At 69.7% G+C, this 287-nt stretch carries 1 protein-coding gene; it reads left to right on the top strand.

Going from position 1 to position 287, the window contains the following annotated elements; translation table 11 throughout:
• Positions 1–287, top strand: a 287-nt coding sequence (locus HT134_RS44475; RefSeq protein WP_217709116.1) for a hypothetical protein, incomplete at both ends; no start/stop codon positions are given.

The following is a 287-nucleotide window of genomic DNA, read 5'->3' as shown; positions in this document are numbered from 1 at the left end:
CAGGCGAGGGCGAAGAGCGAGAGCGAACTCGTCGCCTTGCGCAACAGCCACCCTGTCTGCCACGACCGCGGCCTGGTCGTCCTCTACCTGATCGACCCGACGAGCGAACCCGCAAACCAGCAGCAGAGCGCCGACGTCGAGCACCCGCCGCGCACTGAGCTCGGCGCGGCGCAGCCGGTTGTCGGCCTCGGCATCACCTTCCCCGGGGACGTCCAGACGAAGAGCATCCAGGCCACCCCCGTCGCGGTGGACCTCACCGACGTCGAGAGCGAGAACGTCGACGAGGC

Origin of the sequence: Nonomuraea rhodomycinica (assembly GCF_013363995.1) — a bacterium.
Lineage (GTDB): Bacteria > Actinomycetota > Actinomycetes > Streptosporangiales > Streptosporangiaceae > Nonomuraea > Nonomuraea rhodomycinica.
This window is presented reverse-complemented; position numbering and strand designations above follow the sequence as displayed.